The organism is Rickettsia endosymbiont of Gonocerus acuteangulatus (assembly GCF_964026435.1).
In the GTDB taxonomy this organism is placed as follows: domain Bacteria; phylum Pseudomonadota; class Alphaproteobacteria; order Rickettsiales; family Rickettsiaceae; genus Rickettsia.
Genome location: NZ_OZ032147.1, coordinates 728,467 through 746,701, shown reverse-complemented (window position 1 = coordinate 746,701; position 18,235 = coordinate 728,467). Strand labels below are relative to the sequence as shown.

Sequence of the window (18,235 nt, the reverse complement as noted above, 5' to 3'; positions counted from 1 at the left end):
TAGCTTGATGGAGTTCAAAAACGCCCTCGATGTCATCCCGTGGCTTGCTAACTAGATCCAGTTAAAAATTATAAAATAATTTTTTCATATAAATCATGCCATTCTGGATTTTCAGATTCAATCAAATTTTTATAATATTTGATGTTACTCCAATATGTAATGTACCATTACGCTGGTTTGCTAATATATAAACATAATATTGTTTCATTATACATTTTTAAATTAAAAGCTCGATTTCTCTCGCTTTATGATGGATCCCGTGGACAAGCCACGGGATGACTACCTTAGGGCGTTTTTCGATCCACGCAATAACGCTGACTTAAGCACTTCCTACTTGGGAAGAGAAATGTGCTTCATCAATGCCTAAATGCTTCAACGCATTATGCCATTTATTTTCAGGGTTATCAGCAAAAATAAATTCTTTATCACAATCCATAACCAGCCATAGATTTTCTTCTAGTTCTTTTTCAAGCTGCCCTGCTTTCCATCCTGTATAACCTACAATTAATAAGCTATTTTTAGGTCCTTTACCAAAAGCTATATCTTCTGAAATTTCTAAATTAGAGCTTACTGCTAAATCATTATGAAAATCTAACAATAAGTTTTTATTATAATCTGTGGAATGCAAAAAGAATCCCTTTTCATGCTCTACAGGTCCGCCAAGATATATAGGTACCATAACAGGATTTACTATTTCATCATTTTTTATTTTAAAAAATGATTTTAAATCTATATGATTTACTAAACGATTAAACATTAACCCTATTGCACCTTCTTCTGTATGTGATAACATATAAATCAAGGATTTATGGTAGATACCTTTTGTAATTACATAAGGTGTTGAAACTAGTGTTTTACCGGATAGGTTATAAAAGATCTTATCATTCATAATAAAACTAGTATTATAATAGTTATTTATTAAGTATATAAGATTTAAATTCAATTATTCAATAGAAGTTAACAATAATGATCACATTTTTTGATATTACTATTTTTTCTATCATCACACTTTTTTCGTTTTTTGGACTATACCAAGGGATAATAGGTTTTTCGACAAGAATACTTGGTTTTATTACCTCGATAATGTTAACATATTTCTTATATCCACATATTTCGCAAATAATAAGCAGATATGTACATAATGAGATTGTAAGAGTAATAAGTAGCGGTATTATATCCTATATTATTTCTTTAATCTTATGCATTTTTATAGTTTATAAATTCCTAGCAATAATTTCATTTATGAGAAATGGTTTTATTGATCGATTCTTGGGATTATTAGCCGGTTTTGCAGTAGGAGCTGCTATTTCAGCTGTAGTATTTTTTGTAACAATGATTTTTACATCTGAAAATTATTATAAAAGTAAATCCCTAGAGGATTTTATAGCAAGCAGCAAAAGCAATAAATATTCAGGAGTGCTTAAAGAATCTCTAACTACAGACTATTTTGACGAATTAAATAAAAACATAATAGTTATTATCCCTGTTGAGACTTTAAAATCAGTTAAAACCTTAAACAGCAAAGATTTAGGTAATTTTAAAGCTTCATCTACTAAATCCGATGATGAAAATAACCAATATTCTCAAAAAATAGATGATGAGCTTAATGATAATGATGCATTTTCCGATGTGGATGATTAGAAAAAACGCTCGATGTCGTGTGATGGCATTTTTTGCATGGATCGAAAGTTGTCATTGCGAGCGAATGAAATGAGCGTGGCAATCCAGAAAAAATAATAAAAAATACTAATATTATTAGTATTTTTTAGCTGGATTGCTTCGTCAATTACTTCGTAATTTCCTCGCAATGACGATTTGGTATCCACGCAACAATGCCTCATTGCGAGGAGATTCGTAGAATCGACGTGGCAATCTCATAAAGTAGAATTCCTGAGATTAATTAGTCAAACTTTAAGTTTCTTCTCACAATGATGTTTTTTGTCTTAAGATTCTTTAGTTTCCTTGTTGTGGCTTGATGCGGATTCTAACACAGCTACTACCTTATTTAGTTCTACTTGACTACAGAGTCCAAGTAATACAGGGTCACGTGGGTGAATAGATTTCATATTCCAATGGCTGCGGGTTCTAATAGCGTCGATAGTACTTTTAGTAGTACCAATAAGCTTAACTACTTGATTATCTTGAATATCTGGATAATTACGTAGTAACCAATATATAGCATCAGGTTTATCTTGACGTCTTGCAATTGGTGTATATTTAGCACGTTGTTTTTTCTGATTCTTCATTAATTCATAAGCAGGGCTATGAGAAATTTGTAAGACATTTTTAGGGTCTTTGCTACAACGATCAATTTCCTCCAGAGTTAGCTGACCATTTGCAATCGGATCAAGACCTTTAATAGATTGTGCTACTTCACCATCTGCCATACCTTTTATTTCAAGTTCATGAATACCACAAAAATCAGCAATCTGCTTAAAAGTTAATGAGGTATTTTCAATTAACCACATAGCCGTAGCTTTTGGAAGTAGCAGTAATATTTTTTGGGAATTCATGATATTTGTTTTTTAGCTTAATAAGAAAGGTTATAACAAATGGTGTTATTTAAGTCAATCTTCATTTAGAAACTTGACAATCTCTTCAACTACTTTCTTAGCATCGCCAAATAACATGAAGGTATTGTCGTGATAGAATAACTCGTTTTCTATACCAGCATATCCTGAAGCCATAGAGCGTTTAATGAACAAAACACTACGAGCTTTTTCAACATCTAAAACAGGCATACCATAAATCGGGCTATCTGGATCATTTTTAGCAGCTGGATTAGTTACATCATTTGCTCCAATAACTAAAACTATATCGGTGGTAGCAAAATCTCTATTAATTTCTTCAAGCTCTAAAACTTTCTCATAGTCAATATTAGCTTCGGCAAGTAGTACATTCATATGTCCAGGCATTCTACCTGCTACCGGATGTACGGCAAAACGTACGTTAATGTCTAACCCTTCTAATATATCAACCATTTCTTTTATAATATGCTGAGATTGAGCTACTGCCGTACCATAGCCTGGAACAATTATAACAGATGACGCATTACGCAATAAATTTGCTGCATCTTCAGGGCAGCTTGCTTTTACAACTTTATCATCGTCTATATTTTTGCTAGCACCGCTAGGAGCTGGTAAAAATGCACCAAAAATAACTTTGATTAAGGAGCGATTCATTGCCTTACACATTATATAGCTAAGTATAGCACCACTACTACCAACCAATGCTCCGGTAATAATAAGTAAGCTATTACTAAGGGTAAAACCAATGCCGGCAGCTGCAAAACCTGAATAGGAATTTAGCATCGATACTATCACCGGCATATCAGCACCACCTACCGGTATTATAAGCAATACCCCAATTAGCAAAGATAGTAATATTATTAGGTTAAATAGAAATATATTTTCTGAGCGAATAAACAACACTATTAATGTGACTAGTAATATCGTTGTCAGTAAACATACATATTGCTGACCATAAAATTTTAATGGGCTGCTTTTCATTAAGCCTTGTAGCTTTAAAAAAGCAATAATTGAACCGCTAAAAGTTAAAGCACCTATAGATACACCTAGTGATATCTCTATCAAAGAACTGATAGGCAAGCTTCCTGCAATACCTATAGCAAAATTTTCAGGTGCAAGTACAGTAGCATAGGCTACAAATACCGCAGCAAGACCAACAAAAGAGTGAAAGCCCGCAACTAATTGCGGCATTGCCGTCATAGAAATTTTAAGAGCGATTACTCCTCCTATTATACCCCCAATTAATATAGTAGCTATAATGGGTAATTTATAGGCAAAATTAGGCAGAAAGAAAGTAATACCGACTGCTATTATCATCCCCAAAATACCTATAGTACTGCCTAAACGTGCCTGTTTCTGTGATGACAAAAACTTGAGCGATAGAATAAAGCAAATAGCAGCTACGAGATATAATAATTGTATAATCTGTAAGGGCATAGGTTAATATGTTTTATATTTGGATAAAGTCATTGCAAGGATAGGCAGCCTCGATGCGGCAATTTCAGGAATCATGTATTGTTTCATGAGGTTGCTATGCTCCTTATGGTCGCTCGCAATGATGAGTATACTTGGGTATACGAAGATCAACTTGGAAAAGAGGAATCGGTCTTGAAGCTTATAACCGCAGCATACATACTAGTATAGTAGCGGATTATAAGCAAAAGACAACGATGCCAATTTTTCAAGTTCATCGAGTATATTAAAAACTAAATCCTATACCTATAGAAACTACTAAAGGATTAAGCTTAACTCTAGAGGTAACATTTTGATTTCCTACTAAATTTGGCTTATATACAATTTTAGGATTTAAATAATATTGTTTTATGTCTAAATTTATTACAGTATCATCTTTAGCATAGAAATCTAGACCTATTTGTCCTACGAAACCATTTCCGTTTCTTATTTTAATACCGCTAGATTGAGTGATCATATATGAACCATGATAACCCAGCCCTACATAAGGTCTAATGCCACCGAAAGGTGCCATATGAAATTGTCCTGTAATTGTTGCTGGGATCATGTAAAGAGGCTTGCTTTTACCAGGTGTTGCTCCAACGCCATAGTTATAGGATACATTACTAAGCACTGAATATTTAGTACGTAAAACATTAAAACCTAAAGATAATTCAGTAGCAAAATAATTGTTGAAGAATATAGTAGTAGATATATCACCACCATAACCATTTTTTACAAACTCACCTATTGGAAGAGGCTGAGGAACTGTAGGAGCAGGTAAGTTTTTTTGCTTAGCATGTGCAAAAACTCCGTTTAGACGCATTTTAACGAGTAAACTTCCTTCATTTTCATAATATGGAATATCATCATAATTATATTCCGGTACAGCATTTACATCAGCTTCCATGCTTTTAGCAAAGCTATTAATGCTTATGCATGATACAAACAAAATTACTCCTAACCTTTTAGACATTCTTATCATAGTTACAACCTTTACTTGCTTAAAATTCATTATTATATTATAACATAAGCTTTTCATCGTTATGTATTTAATATTTTTTAGAAGATAAGATTCTTTCATATCAAAAGTCAAGAAATTTAAATAAAATTATAGAAATTACTGGAGTATATTAATGAATGATGCATTAAAAACATATTCGATAGGTATAGGTTGGTTCTTACTTAGTTTAGTAAGTAGTAGTGCTAACGATGTAATGTCTAAATATTTAGGAACTAGATTACATAGCTTTGAAGTAGCTTTTTTTCGTTTTTTCTTCAGTAGCATAGTTTTATTACCTTTCGTTGCTTATTATGGTAAAAATACCTTAAAAACAAGTCGTCCTTTTGTTCATATTTTAAGAGGATTATTATTGTTTTTCGGTATGACTTCATGGACTTGCGGCTTAAGTATTGCACCTGTTACTACTGCGACTGTTATAAGTTTTTCTATCCCACTATTTACTTTAATACTTGCCGTATTTTTTCTTAATGAGAATATCATTTGGCAAAGATGGGTAGTAACAATAGTAGGATTTGTTGGGCTAGTGATTACACTTAAACCTCATGCTGAAGATTTTAACCCTGAAATACTCTATTTTATTTTAGCCGCTATTTCATTTGCCATGCTTGATATTATAAATAAAAAATTTGTGGTAAAAGAATCAATGATTAGTATGCTATTTTATTCAGCAATAGTAACTGCTGTGGTATCGATACCTGCTGCTGCTAACTACTGGCTTGCTCCGACTCTTTTTGAATTAGCGTTATTATTTATTTTAGGCAGTAGCGGAAGTTTAATATTATTCTTGCTACTTAAAGCTTTTTCTATTGTAGATGCTACCGCCACTGCTCCTTACAGGTATTTAGAACTCGTGATTTCAGCAATAGCAGCATATTTCATATTTAACGAGTTTCCCGATAAAAGTACATTGCACGGGGCGATAATCATAATTCCAGCAACTTTATTTATAATATATTCTGAAAAGAAAGCTATGAACAGAAAAATATGAATCGAAGTAAAATAGTATTTTCAAGCGGCATAGCCAACACCTTTGAATGGTATGATTACGTACTATTCGGTTATTTTGCACCAATAATCGGAACTAAGTTTTTCCCGAACGATGATGCTAATACTTCTTTACTGCAGGCTTTTTTAGTCTTTGCTATAGGGTATTTGGCAAGACCATTAGGAGGTATATTTTTTGGTGTTATTGGTGACAAATTTGGCAGAAAAGTAGCTTTAACTGGTGCTTTATTCTGCATGTCTGCCCCAACTGTATTAATTGGAATATTACCGACCTACCATACTATCGGTATCACTGCCACTATATCATTGATTGTTGTTAGAATCTTACAAGGGCTGTCAATGGGCGGAGCTTTAACCGGTTCTATCTCATTTGTTATTGAGCATACACCGCCTAAACATCGAGGTTTTACCGGCAGTATTTCAATGTCTAGTATATGTGCTGGTTTATTGCTTGGCTCTTTTGTTTCTAATATCGTCAAGAACATCTTAAATGCTGAGCAGTTCGATAGTTTCGGCTGGAGGATACCTTTTTTACTCGGTTTCTTTATTCTTTTTGCAGCGTTTTATATTAAAAACCATACGCATGAAACGCCGAATTTTAAAAATTTAAAAGAACAGAAAAAGATACAGAATTCGCCGCTAAAAAAAATTATTACTAAGCACTGGTTTGATATATTAATTTCGATTTTTATTAATGCTCCAGGTTCTATAATATTCTATTTGCATGCAATTTATTTAGTGTCATTCTTAAAAATCAGTCGTAACTTTAACGAAAATGAAGTAAACAGCCTAGCCAGCGTATGTTATGTGATTATGATAGCTGTAACATTACTTAGCGGTTATTTATCTGATATTTTATAGGTCGCAGGAAAATTTTTGTAATTAATCTTGTAGTAATTATTATAGCAACTCCGTTTTTACTTAATAATTTTGAAACAGGTAATTTCACCGGCGTAATTATTTCACAATTTATACTCGCAGTGCTTGCTGCTAGCTATATTGGTCCTGAGCCAGCTTTGCAGGCAGAATTCTATCCTACTGAAATACGCAATACTGCACTCTCGCTTTCATATAATACCGCTACAACTATTTTTGGCGGCACTACACCACTCGTTTTTGAGTATTTAGTACAAAAAACAGGTCAAGTTACCTCTGTAGTTTATTATATTATTTTAAGCTGCCTCCTCTCATTGATAGCATTATTCTTTTACAGAAATCGTATAGCTTAATGCGATAAGGTAGTGACTTATAGTATGAGTTGGATTATACTAAATGAAAAACTTATGGCAAAGGCATATTCATACGATTTAAGAATACGAGTAATAAAAAGTTTGATGGTAAAACAATAAAAGAGACTTCAGAGATATACTCTATTAGTAGGAAGACTATAATAGAGTGGAAAAAATTAAAGAAACAAACTGGGGATGTCAAAGCAAAAAGTGGTTATCATACAGGACATCGTAGAATAATAAGAGACATAGAGGGATTTAAAAAATTTATAGAATTAAATTTTGATAAAACCACCATGGAGCTAGCTAATAACTGGAGTCAAAAAGTATCTGCAAGTACGATATGTCATTGCTAAAATAAAAGGGACCAGTAAATTGCACGAAAAAGGGACCAGAGAAGTTGGTGTGACCTAATAAGGTTAATGTGCAATATTCACTAGATAATTAAGCAAGTAAATATCTAGTGATACAATGATAAGAATAAATATGTATACAACAATTATCACCCTTTATAAACAAGGCAATAGTCAAAGGAATATTGCCAAACTAACAAGAACAGACCGCAAAACAGTACGAAAAATAATAAACCGCTATGTAGAGGCTGGTACAGAATCCCCAGCAATCTATGAACGATCTTCAGTTTTGGATTTTTGGCACGAAAAAATAATTGAGTTATTAGAAAAAAATCTGAGTTACATAAGAATTTTTGAGGAGTTAAAAAATCAAGGTTATACAAGCAGTTATACTTCTTTGACCCGTTATATCAAAAAATATAAAATTAAGGATAACAGTTGCATTCGTTTTCATACTTTAGCAGGAGAGGAAGCACAAGTAGATTTTGGTGACATAGGCTTACAGTATAATTCTAAAGGGCGTAGAGTTAAAGCATATGTATTTAATATGCGTTTAAGCTATAGTCGCCTTGATTATTATGAAGTAGTGTTTGATCAAAGTTGTCAAACATGGATTCAATGTCATATCAATGCATTTAATTATTTTGCTGGTAGTCCAAAAGTAATAAAACTTGATAATCTTAAAGCTGGAGTAGTAGATGCCAATTTTTATGAGCCAGTATATCAGAAGGAATATAAGTGCTTAGCCGATCATTATGGAATTTTACTTTCTCCTTGTCGAGTGTATCAACCGCAAGAAAAAGGCAAAGTTGAGTCGGGAATAAAATACGTTAAAAATAATTTTTTTGCTGGTCGTAAATTTGATAGATATGAAGAATTAACAAATGGTCTTGCAAATTGGTTAAATAAGGCCAATAGCCGAATACATGGTACTACTAAGAGAATACCTAGAGAACTGTTTGAGCAAGAGGAAAGAAGTAGTTTGATTCCTTTACCATTAGAAACTTTTGATTTGTCATCTTGGCATAATCGAAAAGTAGCAAAAGATTGTCATATTACCATAGATAATAATTATTACTCTGTACCAGCAAAATATATATACAGTGAGGTAATGGTACAATTGTCCCCAAAACTTGTTCAAATATTTTCTATACAAAATGATTTAATAGCAAGACACGTTAGAACAGAGGGCAAGGGGATATTTACCACTAATCCGTCTCATTATGCTAAATACAAACGTCTATGCCCAGGTTTTATAGAATATAGTGAACATTATCAACAACAAATGCAGCAGATAGGGAATAATTGCAGTTTATTATTAGAATCATTACAACAAACAAGAGTGAATGATTGGCAACGTTGTGCACGAGGTATCATTTCTTTACGTAAGGTTTACAATGATGACTTAATAGATAAAGCCTGTCATAGAGCACTACATTATGGTATAAGTTCTTACTCTAAAATTAAGAATATTTTAAATAGTAATGCAGTAAACTTACCATTACCAGAGTTTGGAGGTAATAATGCAGAACTTATTTAATGACCTACGAAGCTTTAGATTATCAGGTATAGTCAATAGTTTAAATGAAAGGATTATTTATGCTCAAAATAATAAACTAGGATTTAAAGAATTTCTATCACTATTATGTGAAGATGAAAAATCTAACCGTAAGGATAATAATTACCGTCGCCGTAAAAGTGCTGCTAAATTGCCGGTAACTAAAAATTTAGAAGACTTTGATTTTAATTTCCAACCAAGTGTTGATGCCAAAGTAATAAGTGATTTATCAACTTGTGATTATATTAATACTAAGGGAAATGTAATATTCATAGGTGATTCAGGAACTGGGAAAACTCATCTTGCCATTGGGCTAGCATTAAAAGCTTTAACACGAGAATACTCTGTATATTTTACTACGGTATCGGATATGCTTTATAATTTACATATTGCAAGAGCAGATAATAGTTATCACAAAAAGGTTAAATTACTCCTATCGTTTGATTTATTAATTCTTGATGAGCTCGGGTTTAAGCAATTGCCAAAACATTCAGTAGAAGACTTTTTTAATATTATTGCTAAACGATATGAAAATAAATCTACCATTATTACCACAAACAAGGATTTTGAAAAATGGAATGAAATATTTGCTGATGAAGTATTAACTCATGCAATTATTGATCGAGTGGTACATCATGCTCATATACTAAACATAAAAGGTAAAAGTTATCGTATTAATAACTATAAATCTGGAGGTAATATGGCATAAAAATTTTTAAATATAGTGGTTCCTTTTTCGTGCAATTTACTGGTCCCTTTTTAATTGACAATGACAGATATCAAGATTGCTTAATAAATTAGGTTATAGTTATAAAAAAAACTTTTCTTCATCCCAAAAGGGATATTGGTCTAAGGAATGAGTTTATATTGAAACTAAAAACTATAGATAAACAAGATTTAGTATTTATCGATGAGTCTGGGATAGAAGATAATAGCTGTAGAGAACACGGGTGGAGCATTATCGGTCAAAGATGTTATGGTGAAAAGGTCTATCAACATAAATCACGGATTAGTATGATTGCTGGGCTGTGTGTCAAAGATATTATTGCCCCAATAATATTTGATGGGACATGTAATAAGGACATTTTTGAAACTTATGTACAAGAGATATTGATCAAGGAATTAAAGGCTGGTCAGATAGTAGTAATGGATAATATTAATTTTCATAAAAGTACAAAAGTGAAAACGTTAATTGAATCTGTTGGTTGCAGTATTTTATTTTTACCAACTTACTCTCCTGACTTAAATCCTATTGAGCATTACTGGTTTAAAATCAAGAATGAAATAAGAAAAACTATTTCTAATTTTGAGCACTTTTTTGATGCTGTTTACTATGCTCTTAAAAAATCACTACCTTATCGCATTAAGCTATATGATTTTAATGTCGATATATTATTAATAAATTAATAACTATTTAATAATCTGCTTTTATAAAATAAAGACCACAGGCAGGGGAGGTAGGACCAGCAGCTTTTCTATCCTTTGCTTCTAAAACTTGCTGCATTTGCTCAGCTTGCCAAATATTTTTACCGACTAATACTAGGCTACCGACTATATTACGCACCATGTGATGTAAAAAAGATGGAGCAGAAAAATATAGTTTTATTTCCTCATTTTCTTTTATGATATCAAGCTTTGTTAAGGTTTTGATGGGAGATTTTGATTGACAAGAACTAGCTCTAAATGATGTAAAGTTATGTTTACCTAAAAGATAATTACCGCTTTTCTGCATAGCTGAAACATCTAACGGCACACTAATCCACCAAACACGATCATAATCAATTACTGATGGGTAAGGTCTATTAAGAATTCTATATATATAATGACGTGCTGTTGCGGAAAAACGTGCATGAAAATCATTTGGGGCTAATTCACAATTAACTATGCCTACTTTATATGGTCTTACAAAATAATTGATAGCTCTAATGATTTTATAAGGCTCAAAATATTTTGAGAGATCCAAATGTGCTACTTGACCTATCGCATGAACTCCAGCATCAGTTCGACCTGATGCAAATAATGTTACCTGCTCACCGGAAAATTTATAGATTGCTTCTTCTAATATTTGTTGAACCGATATCACTCCCGATTGTCTTTGCCAACCTGCAAGATTCGTACCTAAATATTCAATGGTAATTTTATATCGATACATAGTTTTACAATTATCATGCCGTGGTGAGATCTACTCGTTGCATAGCTTCTATGTCATTCCCACAAAGTATTGCCCGCATGGATCAATTTCCCCTCTGTCATCCCATGGCGGCATTGCCCGCGTGGATCGGTTTTCCAATTGTCATCCCGTGATTTATTCTATAGTACCGGACAGTTATTATTCTATATCATTCTTAGCAATGGCGGGAATCCAGCGTAAAGCGAGATATCTAAGCTTTTAATTTTAAACACTTGCTGCTTTTATATTTATTTTTCTGGATTCCCGCCTACGCGGGAATGACATATAAGGTTACCTACACCTGAATAAAATATAACATTTTTTTAAAACTGTCCGGCACTATTGATTTATTCACGGGATCCAGTTAAAAATACTAATAAAATTAGTATTTTTAATTATTTTCTGGATATCGTGGTCAAGCAACTAGATGACACCGAACATGTTTTTCGATCTACGCAACAATGCCTCCCCACGAAAGCGGGAATGACATACGGGGCATTTTCCGAGCCATGCAACAACCTAGCAATTAGATAACAGTTTTAAGCTTCTAACAAATCAGAAGGATTACCATCGCCACGTTTTCCACCGCTTCTAAAGCTATTAAGCTTTTTAGATCTGATAGGATGTTGTAACTTTCTTAAGGCTTTTGACTCAATTTGTCTTATACGTTCTCTAGTTACTTTAAATTGCTGCCCTACTTCTTCAAGCGTATGGTCGGTATTCATGCCTATGCCGAAACGCATTCTAAGCACCCTTTCTTCACGAGGCGTAAGGGTTGCAAGCACTCTAGTTGTAACTTCACGTAAATTTGACTGAATTGCCGCATCAATTGGTGCTACTGCGTTTTTATCCTCAATAAAATCGCCTAAATAACTATTATCATCACCATCCCCTACCGGATTTTCAAGGCTAATCGGCTCTTTAGCTATTTTCATAACTTTCCTTACCTTATCAATCGGCATAGAAAGTCTTGCTGCTATTTCTGCTGGTGTTGGTTCATATCCAAGCTCATTAAGCATTTGTCTTGAGGTTCTTATTATCTTATTAATTGTTTCGATCATATGCACAGGAATACGTATAGTCCTTGCTTGATCGGCAATAGCTCTTGTTATTGCTTGTCTAATCCACCAAGTAGCGTAAGTAGAGAATTTATAACCACGGCGATATTCAAATTTATCAACCGCTTTCATAAGTCCTATGTTACCTTCTTGAATTAAGTCTAAGAATTGTAAGCCTCTATTAGCATATTTTTTAGCAATAGATATCACTAAGCGTAAATTCGCCTCTATCATGTCTTTTTTTGCTTGCAACGTTTGTCGCTCACTTTTTTGTATAGTATTTACTAACTTCTTAAAATCATTAACTAAAAGACCGGTATTAGACTCTATAGCTGATAGTTCAGCAATCATCTGATCTATATAATCTGATTCTTTAGTAATTAATTCTTTCCAACCAGCTTTCTTATTTTTCCGCATTTTTTCTTTCCATGCTGCATTAATTACGGCTCCTATATATTCATCTAAGAAGTTCTGACGGGTTATTCCGTATTTTTCAGCAAGCTTTAAGAAAGCTGTTTCTTTATTTATTAAATCACGATTTATCCCATACATTTCAGACAGAATTTCTTCTGTTCTTTTAGAATTAAAATGTATTTCTGAAACTTCGCTAATTAATAGTTCTAAATTATCATTATATTTTTTACTATTTTGTAATATTTTTGGATCAGCAGACTTTTCAAAAGATTTTTTAGTTTCAATTAATAATTCTTCACAAATAAAAGCGATCTTTTTCATCCGCTCTATAATATTAGGCAATATCTGCGTTTCTACTTTAGACATTGATAAGATATTTTCTTCATGATCGTGGTCGTGATCCTGCTCTTCTTCCTCATGATCACTATTATGATCGTCTTCACTCTCTGAATTCTCATCATCATGCATCATATTAGATTCTAGATCTATAAGATCACGCAGTAACATATTATTCTCATTAACTAAATCCGCATACCACTTTCTAAACTTATCCATAGCAATAGGACTTCTACATAGTGCAGCGATTAATGTTTTACGACCTTCTTCAATTCTTTTTGCTATTTCGACTTCATTTTCACGAGTAAGTAGATCAACCCCTCCCATATCCTTAAGGTAAAGCCTTACCGGATCATCGGTAGTACCTATATTTTCTTCCTCTGTTTCATCTTCAGGTTCATGATCAATATTGGTGGATATTTTAAAACCTTCCTCCATTTCCATGTCATCAATCTTAATTGCGTCATCCTCGTTAGTATCTAAAATATCTACTTCCGCCTCGGAAAATCTAAACATAACATTATCTATCTCTTCCACAGATGTCCCATCAGGAAGAGCTCTATTTATATCATTATAAGTAACCGAACCTTTTTTAGATTTAGCTTTTTTTAGTAAACTATCTATTTTATTTAGATTATTATTAGCTGTATTTGTCATTAAATACCTATGGAATTAAGCTGATTAAGTTATAATAATATTTTATTGTGAAACCGCAATAAATCACGATTTCTACAGTTTGTTATTTGCTATTATCAATAATATGATTAATAAAAGATTCATTTAAGTCTTGTAATTCACTTGCAATCTTTAAAATTTCTTTTTTATAAAACAAAATTTTCTCATAATCATCAATGTTAGTTATAACATATTCTTTTGTAATATGTGCATATTCTTGCTGTAAATTTAATAGATAATATCTTTTGTATAACCATTGCCATAATAAATCTAAGCGAACATTATCTTTATTAAATGCTATATCTAAGAATAAGTTGTCTGCTTCTGATAATAATAAAAAAATATCAAAAAAGCTAGTTTTTTCCACAATTGCGGCAATTTCACCTGCATCTACAGCATTATCAATAATCTCACTTAAGTACCAATTACGGAATTCTTCAAGTAGTTTATTACTAAAATTTAAATTTAATATAAATTCTTTAATTTCGAATTCTTGTAATATTTGCGGGAATTTTATCAATAAAGCACAAAAAGCATGCTCTAATATTTCAAGCTCTGAATAACCGCTACTAAGAGGCAGCAAGTTTACATTTTTAGCTACAGTCTTTTGCTGTTTTGTAACTAAATTTTGCCATATTTGATCTTTAAAAAACCTATAATAGCTAGCTCTTAAATTACTATCAGATATTTTACTGCAATAATCTTTTAAATTCTTTTCTAAATTAGCCTTATCTTCTGCTGTTTTAAAATTTTTACCAGCATATTCTATTTGCCAAATCATTTCCGATAAGCTTATTCTTGCATCTATAAGCTTTATAAAAAAATCTACACCATTTTTATTTACTGCATCATCAGGATCAAGCCCGCTAGGTAGTCTAATAAAAGAAATTTTCTTTTCACTGTTAATAAGCGGCAAAGCTAAATTAATTGTCCTAACACTTGCCTTTATTCCAGCACTATCCCCATCAAGACATAGTATAATTTCATCTCCTGCTCGCCATAATTTGTGCAAATGATTTTCAGTAACACTAGTGCCAAGGCTTGCTACTGCTTCACTAAATCCTGCTTGATGCAGGGAAATAACATCAAAATAACCTTCTACTAAAATCGAGTAATTTTTTTTATAGCTACTACTTATGGCTTTATGCTCACCATAGAGAGTTTCACTTTTTTGGAATACTACAGTTTCTGGCGAATTTAAATATTTAGGCAGACCTTGCCCAATTACTCTACCCCCAAAACCTACTATTTTATTGTAAATATTTCTGATAGGTATAGTTATACGATTTGAAAATAAGCTATATATTTCGCCATCTTCTCTTTTACCTATAAGACCTGCTTTTCCAAGCTGGATATTTGTTATATTTTTATCATGGAAAAATTTCTCAAATTTATTACCTCTAGGTGCAAAACCGATTGAAAATTCCTTTATTGTCTCATTAGTAATATTTCTTTCATTTAAATAGTTTAATATTTCAGGCGTTAATTGTGATTTAAAAAACTTATTAGCAAGCTCAAGAATATTTAAAATCTCGTCTGATTCTTCATAAAATTCTTTTTGCTTTTGGGTTAATTTTGGTATTTCTATACCATAATCGGTAGCTAGTTTTATAGCAGAATCATTATAAGATAAACCGCTAATATTGGAGATAAATTTTATAACGTCCCCTGCTGCCTTACAGCCAAAACAATAAAAAAATCTTTTACTATCACTAACTGTAAAAGATGGGGTTTTCTCTTGATGGAAAGGACATAAACCTACATAATTACCGGATTTTCTAGTTAAAACTACCTTTTGCCGCACTACATCAGATATGTTAATACGATTTCTTAAAACTTCATAAAATTCTGGTGCAAGCTTCATGTTTTAAATAATATAAGAAAGGATAGCTGTAGAAAAACAATAAGTAAGCGGAATTGATAAATTATCATTAACTTTCAAATCCTTTGAATAAAATTCAATTGCTGTAGTTGCTATAGAACTTATAATAATAATAATAAAACTAGTATTAAATCCTAAGTAAAAATACACTAATAAACTTATAAAAATTGCGGATAGCAAGAATGCTGTAGAGCCTGCAACCGACTTACCATTATTTAAACTATTACCTATTTTTGTACCAACAAGAGCTGCTAGACAGTCAGAAACAATTAAAATCAGCCAGGAACAAATTGTCAAATTTTTAGGAAAAAGAAGAGCTGTTAAAAAAAAGCCAAGCATCATGAAGCTAGAGCCACTTAAGGCAAAAGAGCCATTGCTTTCGTCTGCTCTCATAATTTTTATAAAAAACTTAGTTACAAACTCACTAATTTTAATGCTACTATGACGTGATATATCTAAATACAAAGTTGCAGCAGTTACTATAAATAATAGTATAGTAATAGAGGTTCTTGAGATGAATATATATATTAAAGGTAGTATTATAGCAGATAAATGAAAAGCTTTACGCTTTTTTTCAAAATCAAAATCTTCAATGTTCATGAGGTTAATAATTTATTTTTAGGTATACGAAAGATAATAAAGATGATATAATATCATACTAAAATTACCAATTTTACACAATAACAATATGATGGCAAAATTTCCTATCACTGACCAAGGCTTTGAAAAATTAGAACATGAGCTTAAGCATTTAAAACATGTAGAGCGTAAAAAAGTTAGCGAAGATATAGCAGAAGCACGAGCACATGGCGATTTATCCGAGAATGCTGAATATGAAGCTGCACGTGAAAAACAAGCATTTGTAGAAGCTCGTATTAAACATTTGGAAGATATAACAGCAAGAGCAGAAATTATAAATGTTGCTAAATTGTCGGGTGATAGTATAAAATTTGGTGCTACTGTTACGTTAATAAATGATGAAACCGAAGAAGAAGTTATGTATCATATTGTTGGTGAATATGAGGCTGATATCACTAAGAAAAGAGTTTCCATTGCATCTCCTATAGCAAAAGCTTTAATTGGCAAATCAGTAGGTGATATTGTGGAAGTTATGACCCCTGGAGGCGTTAAATCCTATGAAGTTGTAACAATAAAATATGAAGAATTAGTATTTTAATTGTTTCAGTTTTATCAAAAGTACTGAATATATGGTACAATTCATTACTATACCAACCCCTATAGACTATCAAGATAGCTTAACGTTAATGGAAAATTATGTTAACAAGGTTATCGACGGTAAAGAACTGGAAGCAGTCTATTTAGTTGAGCATTTAGATGTATATACTGCTGGCACTAATTACAAACAGGAAGAATTATTAAACCATACTAATATTCCTGTTATTTATACTAGTCGTGGTGGTAAGTTTACCTTTCATGGAGCTGGACAACGTGTTATTTATCCCATTCTTAATTTAGCCTTACCAAATCGTACTAAAGATTTAAAGCTATATGTAAGAATGCTTGAAGAATGGATTATAAATAGTCTAGATATTTTGGGAATAAAGGCATATCTTATAAAAGATAAAGTAGGTATTTGGGTAAAAACAAACGATGATATTCCATCAAAAGTTGCTGCGATAGGAGTCAGAGTAAGAAAATGGGTAACATATCACGGCATAGCTATAAATATTTCAACAGACTTAAATAAGTTTAACGGAATTATTCCTTGTGGTCTTGAAGATTCTTTAGTAACATCTCTAAATCAATTAGGAGTTTATATTAAAATGACTGAATTTGATAAAATTCTTCAAGCTGAATTTATTAAAATATTCAAATGATACGAAAAATTGCCCTTACAATTTTAACAATATTTGCTATTTGGGCTAGCGGTTTTGTTTATTATTTATATCTGGTAAATTCTTATAAGCCAAGTAGTAATACTGCTAATGCAATAATAGTATTCGCTGGCGGAGGACACAAAATTGAAACTGGAATTGCTTTGCTAAAAGCTGGATATGCACCTATATTATTTATCACTGGCATAGAAACTGCAGACCAATAAAAGTAATCCCCGCCGCAAGCAGCGGGGTATTTTAGAAGAAAGCTAGCTGATGATCCTCATGCAGTTTCTGATATTCCTTGCCTTGGTTTTTTACGTATTTTCCTATCATATTCTCATTTCCATGCTTACCTACCGTACTCGTAAAATATCCATCAGTCCAAAATTCTCCACCCCATAATTGTTTCTTTACCTGTGGACACTGTCTAAATATTTGACGAGCTGTAACACTTTTAATTGTTGTTACTATTTTTGTTACGCTATAGGTTGGTACAGATTGTACCAAAAAATGGACATGATCTTCATCAACCCCTATTTCTAAAAATTTTATTTGATATCTCTTTTCTATCTCTAAACATATTTCTCGTAATACTTGATCAACTGATACGTCAAACACTGCTCGGCGATATTTTGCTGGAAATACCATGTGATACAGCAGTACCGTAACATTATGACTTTTATGTATATATTTGCTCATTCCGCCATATTACG

15 protein-coding genes and 3 pseudogenes are annotated in these 18,235 nt (G+C 32.2%); 9 read left to right on the top strand and 9 right to left on the bottom strand.

Annotated features, from left to right (window positions below; genetic code table 11):
* Positions 1–319 precede the first annotated feature (319 nt).
* On the bottom strand, positions 320–889 hold the full coding sequence (locus AAGD55_RS04535) for a YqgE/AlgH family protein (RefSeq protein WP_011476723.1): 570 nt from the start codon (positions 887–889) through the stop codon (positions 320–322).
* 77 nt (positions 890–966) lie between these two features.
* On the opposite strand from AAGD55_RS04535, the gene AAGD55_RS04530 reads away from it, so the two are divergent.
* On the top strand, positions 967–1,641 hold the full coding sequence (locus AAGD55_RS04530; protein WP_341792300.1) for a CvpA family protein: 675 nt from the start codon (positions 967–969) through the stop codon (positions 1,639–1,641).
* 302 nt (positions 1,642–1,943) lie between these two features.
* Here the strand turns inward: AAGD55_RS04530 and AAGD55_RS04525 are convergent, their stop codons facing one another.
* The 3 genes from AAGD55_RS04525 to AAGD55_RS04515 form a co-directional block, all read right to left on the bottom strand.
* On the bottom strand, positions 1,944–2,513 hold the full coding sequence (locus tag AAGD55_RS04525; RefSeq protein WP_341792299.1) for a cell cycle transcriptional regulator TrcR: 570 nt from the start codon (positions 2,511–2,513) through the stop codon (positions 1,944–1,946).
* 54 nt (positions 2,514–2,567) lie between these two features.
* Positions 2,568–3,965: an NAD(P)(+) transhydrogenase (Re/Si-specific) subunit beta gene (locus AAGD55_RS04520; protein ID WP_341792298.1), complete on the bottom strand. Its 1,398-nt coding sequence runs from the start codon at positions 3,963–3,965 to the stop codon at positions 2,568–2,570.
* A gap of 262 nt (positions 3,966–4,227) precedes the next feature.
* Positions 4,228–4,965 (bottom strand): OmpW family outer membrane protein, encoded by a 738-nt coding sequence (locus tag AAGD55_RS04515; RefSeq protein ID WP_341792516.1) that lies wholly within the window; start codon positions 4,963–4,965, stop codon positions 4,228–4,230.
* Between the two features lie 151 nt (positions 4,966–5,116).
* Here AAGD55_RS04515 and AAGD55_RS04510 point away from each other — a divergent pair, with 151 nt between their 5' ends.
* The 5 genes and pseudogenes from AAGD55_RS04510 to AAGD55_RS04490 all read left to right on the top strand — a co-directional run.
* The gene (locus tag AAGD55_RS04510) at positions 5,117–5,992 is read left to right on the top strand and encodes a DMT family transporter (protein ID WP_341792297.1); all 876 of its coding nucleotides are present in this window, start codon (positions 5,117–5,119) and stop codon (positions 5,990–5,992) included.
* Positions 5,989–7,238: pseudogene (locus AAGD55_RS04505) on the top strand (MFS transporter). Before AAGD55_RS04510 ends, AAGD55_RS04505 begins: the two are co-directional and overlap by 4 nt.
* Positions 7,239–7,724: 486 nt before the next feature.
* Positions 7,725–9,131 (top strand): IS21 family transposase, encoded by a 1,407-nt coding sequence (istA, locus tag AAGD55_RS04500; RefSeq protein ID WP_341790850.1) that lies wholly within the window; start codon positions 7,725–7,727, stop codon positions 9,129–9,131.
* On the top strand, positions 9,115–9,858 hold the full coding sequence (gene istB, locus AAGD55_RS04495; RefSeq protein WP_341790851.1) for an IS21-like element helper ATPase IstB: 744 nt from the start codon (positions 9,115–9,117) through the stop codon (positions 9,856–9,858). The genes istA and istB overlap by 17 nt, the downstream gene beginning before the upstream one ends.
* Before the next feature lie 88 nt (positions 9,859–9,946).
* Positions 9,947–10,556: pseudogene (locus AAGD55_RS04490) on the top strand (IS630 family transposase); the annotation flags it as partial.
* Between the two features lie 7 nt (positions 10,557–10,563).
* Here the strand turns inward: AAGD55_RS04490 and truA are convergent.
* The 4 genes from truA to AAGD55_RS04470 form a co-directional block, all read right to left on the bottom strand.
* Positions 10,564–11,301: a tRNA pseudouridine(38-40) synthase TruA gene (gene truA / locus AAGD55_RS04485; RefSeq protein ID WP_341792296.1), complete on the bottom strand. Its 738-nt coding sequence runs from the start codon at positions 11,299–11,301 to the stop codon at positions 10,564–10,566.
* 557 nt (positions 11,302–11,858) lie between these two features.
* Positions 11,859–13,784, bottom strand: coding sequence for an RNA polymerase sigma factor RpoD (gene rpoD / locus AAGD55_RS04480; protein ID WP_341792295.1), 1,926 nt, complete (start codon positions 13,782–13,784; stop codon positions 11,859–11,861).
* 82 nt (positions 13,785–13,866) lie between these two features.
* The gene (gene dnaG, locus AAGD55_RS04475) at positions 13,867–15,666 is read right to left on the bottom strand and encodes a DNA primase (RefSeq protein ID WP_341792294.1); all 1,800 of its coding nucleotides are present in this window, start codon (positions 15,664–15,666) and stop codon (positions 13,867–13,869) included.
* Positions 15,667–15,669: 3 nt separating this feature from the next.
* Positions 15,670–16,284: a diacylglycerol/polyprenol kinase family protein gene (locus tag AAGD55_RS04470; protein ID WP_341792293.1), complete on the bottom strand. Its 615-nt coding sequence runs from the start codon at positions 16,282–16,284 to the stop codon at positions 15,670–15,672.
* An 88-nt stretch (positions 16,285–16,372) separates the two neighbouring features.
* On the opposite strand from AAGD55_RS04470, the gene greA reads away from it, so the two are divergent.
* From greA to AAGD55_RS04455, 3 genes and pseudogenes are all read left to right on the top strand, one after another.
* The gene (gene greA, locus AAGD55_RS04465; protein ID WP_341792292.1) at positions 16,373–16,861 is read left to right on the top strand and encodes a transcription elongation factor GreA; all 489 of its coding nucleotides are present in this window, start codon (positions 16,373–16,375) and stop codon (positions 16,859–16,861) included.
* Positions 16,862–16,892: 31 nt separating this feature from the next.
* Positions 16,893–17,522 carry a lipoyl(octanoyl) transferase LipB gene (lipB, locus tag AAGD55_RS04460; protein WP_341792291.1) on the top strand — a complete coding sequence of 210 codons (630 nt, stop codon included), beginning with the start codon at positions 16,893–16,895 and terminating at the stop codon, positions 17,520–17,522.
* A pseudogene (locus AAGD55_RS04455) lies at positions 17,519–17,743 on the top strand (YdcF family protein); the annotation flags it as partial. The gene lipB and the pseudogene AAGD55_RS04455, both read left to right, overlap by 4 nt.
* A 34-nt stretch (positions 17,744–17,777) precedes the next feature.
* On the opposite strand, the gene tnpA reads toward AAGD55_RS04455, so the two are convergent.
* Entirely contained in the window at positions 17,778–18,221 is a 444-nt protein-coding gene (gene tnpA / locus AAGD55_RS04450) for an IS200/IS605 family transposase (RefSeq protein ID WP_341790826.1), read from the bottom strand.
* Between the last annotated feature and the right edge of the window lie 14 nt (positions 18,222–18,235).

Coding starts and splice junctions, on each gene's coding strand:
- AAGD55_RS04520 (WP_341792298.1), bottom strand. CDS start 3,965: ATGCCCTTACAGATTATACAATTATTATATCTCGTAGCTGCTATTTGC.
- tnpA (WP_341790826.1), bottom strand. CDS start 18,221: ATGAGCAAATATATACATAAAAGTCATAATGTTACGGTACTGCTGTAT.
- AAGD55_RS04515 (WP_341792516.1), bottom strand. CDS start 4,965: ATGATAAGAATGTCTAAAAGGTTAGGAGTAATTTTGTTTGTATCATGC.
- AAGD55_RS04530 (WP_341792300.1), top strand. CDS start 967: ATGATCACATTTTTTGATATTACTATTTTTTCTATCATCACACTTTTT.
- istA (WP_341790850.1), top strand. CDS start 7,725: ATGTATACAACAATTATCACCCTTTATAAACAAGGCAATAGTCAAAGG.
- AAGD55_RS04470 (WP_341792293.1), bottom strand. CDS start 16,284: ATGAACATTGAAGATTTTGATTTTGAAAAAAAGCGTAAAGCTTTTCAT.
- AAGD55_RS04525 (WP_341792299.1), bottom strand. CDS start 2,513: ATGAATTCCCAAAAAATATTACTGCTACTTCCAAAAGCTACGGCTATG.
- truA (WP_341792296.1), bottom strand. CDS start 11,301: ATGTATCGATATAAAATTACCATTGAATATTTAGGTACGAATCTTGCA.
- greA (WP_341792292.1), top strand. CDS start 16,373: ATGATGGCAAAATTTCCTATCACTGACCAAGGCTTTGAAAAATTAGAA.
- istB (WP_341790851.1), top strand. CDS start 9,115: ATGCAGAACTTATTTAATGACCTACGAAGCTTTAGATTATCAGGTATA.
- AAGD55_RS04510 (WP_341792297.1), top strand. CDS start 5,117: ATGAATGATGCATTAAAAACATATTCGATAGGTATAGGTTGGTTCTTA.
- dnaG (WP_341792294.1), bottom strand. CDS start 15,666: ATGAAGCTTGCACCAGAATTTTATGAAGTTTTAAGAAATCGTATTAAC.
- lipB (WP_341792291.1), top strand. CDS start 16,893: ATGGTACAATTCATTACTATACCAACCCCTATAGACTATCAAGATAGC.
- rpoD (WP_341792295.1), bottom strand. CDS start 13,784: ATGACAAATACAGCTAATAATAATCTAAATAAAATAGATAGTTTACTA.
- AAGD55_RS04535 (WP_011476723.1), bottom strand. CDS start 889: ATGAATGATAAGATCTTTTATAACCTATCCGGTAAAACACTAGTTTCA.